Here is a 6308-nt window from a genome sequence, read left to right on the forward strand (position 1 = left end):
TAGCGGCGCGATGGCAACGGGCCGCGCGTACTGTTCGAGCACGTCGCGCGCGAGCACGACCTTGCCGAACGCACCGCCGTGGATCGCGTCCACCGCGCGCCGGACTTCGTGCTGCCATTCGCTCGCCTGCAGCGCCTGCGTGTGCAGCAGATGCGGGGCATCGTCGTCATGGGCGGCGGCGAGCGCACCGAGCGACTCGATGCGCGCGAGGCACGCATGCGCGAGCGCGGCCGGATCGTCGTGCGCGGCGACGACGTGCTGGCAGACGACCCAGTGCGCATCGCCTTCGCGCACGATCAGCAGCTTCGCCACCGTCATGCTCGCGTCGGGAAACGGCGCCCAGTGTGTGCTGCGTGGGCCATGCGAGTCGAACCGGAAGCCGCCGACGAGGCGCGGCGGTTGCGGGCCGGCCGTCACCGCATCGCGAACGAGCGTGCGCCAGCGTGCATCGATCTGCGCGAAGCGCGTGTCGCCGGTGGCGGTCAGTTCGAGCGCGCCGTCCCAGCCGAACAGCGTGACGGACGCATCGCCGGCTTCGTGAAAGCACCACGGCGTGGCGCCGTCGTCCCACGCGGCGATCAGGTCGAAGAAGTCGAGCGGGCGCAGCGGCACCGACACCGACGCGAGTGTCGGCGTGCCGGTGTCGGCGGCGCGGCGGGCCGCGCGGGCGAAGGTGTCGTGCAGCAGCGGGAGGCCGGCGTTCATGCGAGCCCCCGCTGTTGCCGCCAATACTGCGTCTGCTGCGCGATGTACCACGCGATCAGGCCCGAGAACAGCGTCTCGACGTAGTCGGCATCGAGGCCGGCCTGTTCGGCCCAGCGGCGCCGGTCGGGCAGCATCGCGGCCACCCGTTCCGGCGCGGCGATGCTCGCTTCGTCGGGCTTGAAGCGCGATGCAGCCTTCACATACTGCATGCGCCGGCCGAGCGCGTCGATGATGTCGGCGTCCAGGCGATCGATGGCTTCGCGAATGTCGGGCAGCCCCGTGCAGGCGTCCGGTGTCTTCATGTGTACTCCTTTCCGTAACGAAGGGATTGGTCGATCCGTTCGACCAGATGCGCGATCACCGCCGGGTATTGGTGGCGCAGGTAGAAGTGGTCGCCGCTGAACGTCTCGATGCGGATCGGGCGCGACGCGACGTCCTGCCACGCATGCGCCTCGTCGTCGTCGAGCTCGGAATCGGCGAGCGGCAGCATCACGCCGAGCGGCGTATCGAGCCGCGGCGGCCGGTCGCGGCGATACGTTTCGATCGCGCGGTAGTCGCTGCGGATCATCGGCAGGTAGAGCGCGCGCATTTCCGGATCGGCGAGCAGCGCGGCGTGCTCGCCGGACAGCCGCGCGACATCGCCTACCAGCGCATCGTCGGATTGCAGGTGCAGGTCCGACAGGCGCTGGCGATGCGGCGGCGGCAGCGCGGAGACGGCCAGGTAAAGCGGTGCCGCGCCGCGCGCTTCGAGTCGCGCCGCCACCTCGTACGCGAGCGCGGCGCCGAGGCTGTGCCCGAACAGCACGAGCGGCGCGTGGGCATAGCGTTGCAGCGCGTCGGCGGCGGGGCCGGCGAGTGCGTCGATCGACGTCAGGCATGGCTCGCCGAAGCGTTCCTCGCGGCCCGGATACTGCAGCGCGAGGAGGTCGACGTCCCACGGCAGCGCGCGGCTCCAGCCGCGAAAGAAATTCGCGGTGCCGCCGGCGTGCGGGAAGCAGACGAGTTGCGCGCGCGGGCACGGCGACAGGCGCAGTTCGCGGATCCAGTGCGAATCGGTCGGCCGCGCGCTCATGCGGCCGCCGCCTGCAACTGGCGGCGCAGCAAGTCGCGCAGCGATTTCTTGCTGGTCTTGCCGATGCCGGTTTCCGGGAAGCGCGGCATGAACTCGATGCGATCGGGAATCTTGAACGCCGCGAGCCCGCAGTCGCGCAGGTAGCGTTTCAGCACCAGCCTGGACGGTGCGGGCGCACGGGCGACGACGAACGCGCACGTGCGCTCGCCGAGCAGCGGGTCGGGCATCGCGACCACCGCCGCGTCGTGCACCTGCGGGTGGGCGAGCAACAGGTTCTCCACTTCCTCGGCGGAGACCTTCTCGCCGCCGCGATTGATCTGGTCCTTGTCGCGGCCTTCGACGACGAGGTCGCCGTCCGCGGTGCGCCGTACGCGGTCGCCGCTGCGATAGAAGCCGTCGGCGGTGAACGCGGTCGCGTTGTGCTCGGCGAGCCGGTAGTAGCCGCGGATCGTGTACGGGCCGCGCACCTGCAGTTCGCCGATTTCACCGGGCGCGACCGGTTCGCCGGCATCGTCGACGATGCGCACTTCGTCGCCGTCCGACACGGGGCGGCCCTGCGTGTGCGCGATCCGTTCGGGCGAATCGTCGAGCCGCGTGCAGCAGATGAGCCCTTCGGCCATCCCGAACACCTGCTGCAGCGTGCAGCCGAGCACGGTCGTCACGCGCGCGGCCGCGTGGTCCATCAGTCGTGCGCCGCCGACCTGCAGCACGCGCAGGCTCGACAGGTCGGCCCGCCGTTGCGGCTGTTCGTCGAGCCACAGCAGCGCGAGCGGCGGCACGAGCGCGGTATGCGTGACGCGCTCCCGCGCGATCAGCGCGAAGCTCTGTTCGGGCTCGGGCCGCCCGGTCGTGATGACGCGGCCGCCCGCGAGCAGCGCGCCGATCGTGCCGGGGCAGCACAGCGTGAAGTTGTGCGCCATCGGCAGCGCGGCGAGATACACGGTGCTGGCGTCGAAGCCGCTCGCGGCGCTGCACGCGCGCACGTTGTACAGGTATTCGCGGTGACGGCGCGGGATCAGCTTCGGCGTGCCGGTCGTGCCGCCCGACAACTGGAAGCACGCGATGTCGTCGGCGCGTGCCGCGCATTCGCGCAGCGGCGGCGCATCGTACAGCGCGTCGAACGGCGTGAACGCGTGATCGTCGCCGGCCATCACGACGTGCTCGAGCGTCGGGCAATCGGCCTGCAACGCGGCCGCGAGCGGCCGGCAGTCGAATTCGCCGAGTTGCGCCGCGCCCAGATACGCACGCGCGTCGGCGAAGCGGCAGAACGCGCCGATCTCGTAGTGCCGGTGAGCGGGGAGGGCGAGCACCGGCCGCACGCCGAGCTGGAACAGCGCGAAGCACGTCTCGATGAAGCGTGCGCCGTTCGGCAGGTGGACGACGACCGCGTCGCCGCGCGTCAGGCCGAGACGCGCGAAGCCGCCCGCCAACCGGCGGATGCGCGCGAGCAGGTCGCGATAGCTGAGCCGGCAGGCGCCGTCGACGACGGCGAGCGCATCGGGATCGCGCTGCACTTGTGCGTCGAGCGCATCGAAGAAAGTCGTGTCTTGCCAATAGCCGGCGTCGCTGTAGCGGCGCGCGAAGTCGTCGGGCCAGTCGGGCGCGTCGGCCGGGAAGGCCGGCGCCACGGAGGGAAGGGAGGATTGCATGCGCTGACCTTGGGTTCCGGCAAGTTGTCAGAAAATGTAAATGAGAGGTATTATCATTTGTAACAAGTGCTGCGATAGCGCCGTTTCTTTCGATATCGCGGCAATTTCATTCGATCGGGCGCCGGTCGCGCGGCGCCCGCCCGGCCCGGCCGGACAATCGGCCGGTTGCCGCCGGCGCGCGCCGGGCCGCGCGTGCCGCCTAACCAACGGACCTCCGATGAGCTCGACCTCCTTCGCTTCGTCACGACGTCACCCGCCGGTGCTCGTGCCCGGCAATCATCCGGGCGTGGTGCACATCGACGCGGGCATGAAACTCATGAGCGGCACGCTGTGCTCGGATAGCCGCGACTGGTACGAGGAGCCGCTCGAAAAAGGGCTGAAGCTCGTCCTCGTGCAGAGCGGGCAGCTGCGCTGTCGTGTGCCGGGCCAGCCCGAGCAGTGCATCAAGGGGCCGGGCCTGTGCGTGATCGCCAACGACGGCGAATTCACGACGCACCAGATCTATGACCGCGACACGCCGCTGCGCTACACGATCGTGCAGCTCGGCCTCGACGCGCTCGACCGCAACCTGAGCCTGTTGCCGGAGAAGATGCTCGCGCCGACGGGCGGCGATCCGCGTATCGTCAGTTGCCCGGCGTCGAAGGCGCTGCAGGCGCTCGCGGTGCAGATCGCGACCTGCCCGTTCGAGGGCGCGGTGCGCGAGTACTACCTGAAGGCCAAGGCCTTCGAGCTGACCGCGTTGAGCGCGCAGCTGCTGGCGACGCAGCGGCAGTTCGCGCCGGCCGACGTGCGCGTCACGTCGTCGGACGTCGAGCGCGTGTATGCGGCGAGCGACATCCTGACGCGCGAGCTCCAGCAGCCGCCCACGCTTGATGCGCTCGCGGGCCGGGTGGGGATGAATTCACGCAAGCTGACGGCCGGTTTCCGCAAGGTGTTCGGCACGAGCGTGTATGCGTACCTGCAGGAATACCGGCTGCGGACCGCGCACGCGATGCTGTGCGCGGAGGACGCGAACGTGTCGACCGTGGCGTACCGCGTCGGCTATAGCCCGGCCCATTTTTCGATCGCATTCCGCAAGCGCTACGGCATTTCGCCGAGCGATATTCGTGCGTCGTCGAACGCGATCGACGACGTCGAGACGGAGCGCGCGGCAATCTAAAACAACTGACCGGCAGCCTAAAGCAATCGACAAGGCTCACGGGAGTGAATGAGATAGATTCTCATTCACGGGTGGCCGCCGCCGCGCGGATCCGCCATCGAACGACCCATACAAGGCGTGCCCATGAGCCAGACCGCTGTCGATTCCAGCATCGATCATTCCGATCCTTCCCGTTTTTCTCCCATTGCCTTTCGCTCGCAGCTCGTCGCGATGATCGCCGAGCTGCTCGACGAGCCCGTCGACGAAATCGCGTCGCTCGACGATGACGAGGACCTGCTGAGCTGCGGCCTCGATTCGATCCGGCTGATGTATCTGCAGACGCGCGTGAACCGCCTCGGCTACGCGCTGACGTTCGATGCGCTCACGCGTACGCCGACGCTCGGCGCGTGGGCCGAACTGCTTGCGAATGCGCCGCGCGTCGTTCCCGCGGCGCCTGACGTCGAGGCGGCCGAGGTCGTCGACGTCGACGTGCATGCGCCGTTCGACCTGTCCGCGGTGCAGCAGGCGTACTGGCTCGGCCGCGGCGATGGCGAAGTGCTCGGCAACGTGAGCTGTCATGCGTTCCTCGAGTTTCGCTGCCGTGCAATCGATCCCGTTCGTCTCGACGCGGCATGCCGGCTCGTGCGCGAGCGCCATCCGATGCTGCGTGCGCGCTTCACCGGTGGCCGTCAGCAAATCGTCGCGGCGCCGGACGCGCCGGTGTTCGCGCATGCGGACTGGCGTGACAGGACGGCCGCCGAGGCGGAAACCGAATGGGTGTCGCTGCGCGCGCGCCGGTCGCACGAATGTCTCGACGTCGAGCGCGCGCAGGTCTTCATGATGGGGCTCGTGCAGATGCCCGGTGGTGAAGATCGCGTGTGGTTGAGCGTCGACCTGCTCGCGGCCGACGTGGACAGCGTGCGGCTCCTGATGCAGGAAATCGGCGCTGCCTACGCCGAGCCGTCGGCGTTGCCCGACGCACCGTCGACGTGGTTCCCGGCCTGGCTCGCGCGTCGCGCGGCCGATACGCGCGATGCGCGGGCCGCGGCGCGCGACGCATGGCAGGCGCGGCTCGCCACGCTGCCGGAAGGGCCGGCGCTGCCGCTCGCCCGCGCACCGGAAACGATCCGTGCGCCGCGTTTCAGCCGCGTCGCGCATACGCTGAGCACGGCCGAACTCGCGCGCCTGCAGGCGCGGGCCGCGCAGCATGGCGTCACGCTGTCGTCGGTGTTCGGCGCGGCGTTCGCCGCGGTGCTCGCGCGCTGGAGCGGCCGTCACGCGTTCCTGCTCAACGTGCCGCTGTTCGACCGGCACGGCGATGCGCCCGACCTCGGCCGCGTGATTGCCGATTTCACGACGCTGCTGCTCGTCGAATGCGACCTGCGCGCCGACGCGAGCGCGGCCGACGCGGTGCGCGCGTTCCAGCAGCGGCTGCACGGCGCGATCGCGCAGGCCGCGTATCCGGCGCTCGACGTGCTGCGCGATGCGCGCCGGCAGGGCACGCCGCGTGCGGCGCCCGTCGTGTTCTCGTGCAACCTCGGCGATGCGCCGTTCGTGCCCGATGCATTCGCGCGCGTGTTCGGCGATCTGCACGACATGATTTCGCAGACACCGCAGGTGTGGCTCGACCATCAGCTCTATCGCGTGCCGGACGGCGCGCTGCTCGCGTGGGACAGCGTCGACGGCCTGTTTCCCGACGGGATGATCGATGCGATGTTCGGCGCGTATGTCGCGCTCGTGCAGG

At 69.8% G+C, this 6308-nt stretch carries 5 protein-coding genes and 1 pseudogene; 2 read left to right on the forward strand and 4 right to left on the reverse strand.

The annotated features are described in order from the left end of the window. The 4 genes and pseudogenes from G3N98_RS37555 to G3N98_RS37570 form a co-directional block, all read right to left on the reverse strand. A pseudogene (locus G3N98_RS37555) lies at nt 1-705 on the reverse strand (salicylate biosynthesis isochorismate synthase); the annotation flags it as partial. After that, nucleotides 702-1007: an isochorismate lyase gene (locus tag G3N98_RS37560; protein WP_089462195.1), complete on the reverse strand. Its 306-nt coding sequence runs from the start codon at nt 1005-1007 to the stop codon at nt 702-704. The gene G3N98_RS37560 and the pseudogene G3N98_RS37555, both read right to left, overlap by 4 nt. Then, nucleotides 1004-1777, reverse strand: a complete 774-nt coding sequence (locus tag G3N98_RS37565; protein WP_206150948.1) for an alpha/beta fold hydrolase — start codon at nt 1775-1777, stop codon at nt 1004-1006. The genes G3N98_RS37560 and G3N98_RS37565 overlap by 4 nt, the downstream gene beginning before the upstream one ends. After that, nucleotides 1774-3426 (reverse strand): AMP-binding protein, encoded by a 1653-nt coding sequence (locus G3N98_RS37570; RefSeq protein ID WP_206150949.1) that lies wholly within the window; start codon nt 3424-3426, stop codon nt 1774-1776. Before G3N98_RS37570 ends, G3N98_RS37565 begins: the two co-directional genes overlap by 4 nt. A gap of 217 nt (nt 3427-3643) precedes the next feature. Between G3N98_RS37570 and G3N98_RS37575 the strand changes: the two genes are divergently transcribed. Then, a complete protein-coding gene (locus tag G3N98_RS37575) occupies nt 3644-4585 on the forward strand; it encodes an AraC family transcriptional regulator (RefSeq protein ID WP_089426919.1) in 942 nt (313 codons plus the stop codon). Between the two features lie 123 nt (nt 4586-4708). After that, nucleotides 4709-6308, forward strand: a 1600-nt coding sequence (locus G3N98_RS37580; protein WP_241026253.1) for a condensation domain-containing protein, incomplete at its 3' end; no start/stop codon positions are given.

The organism is Burkholderia sp. Tr-20390 (assembly GCF_017104595.1).
Taxonomy (GTDB): Bacteria; Pseudomonadota; Gammaproteobacteria; order Burkholderiales; family Burkholderiaceae; genus Burkholderia.

Excerpts from the sequence above, each read along its gene's own strand:
- G3N98_RS37560 (WP_089462195.1), bottom strand. The coding sequence starts at position 1,007 with ATGAAGACACCGGACGCCTGCACGGGGCTGCCCGACATTCGCGAAGCC.
- G3N98_RS37565 (WP_206150948.1), bottom strand. The coding sequence starts at position 1,777 with ATGAGCGCGCGGCCGACCGATTCGCACTGGATCCGCGAACTGCGCCTG.
- G3N98_RS37570 (WP_206150949.1), bottom strand. The coding sequence starts at position 3,426 with ATGCAATCCTCCCTTCCCTCCGTGGCGCCGGCCTTCCCGGCCGACGCG.
- G3N98_RS37575 (WP_089426919.1), top strand. The coding sequence starts at position 3,644 with ATGAGCTCGACCTCCTTCGCTTCGTCACGACGTCACCCGCCGGTGCTC.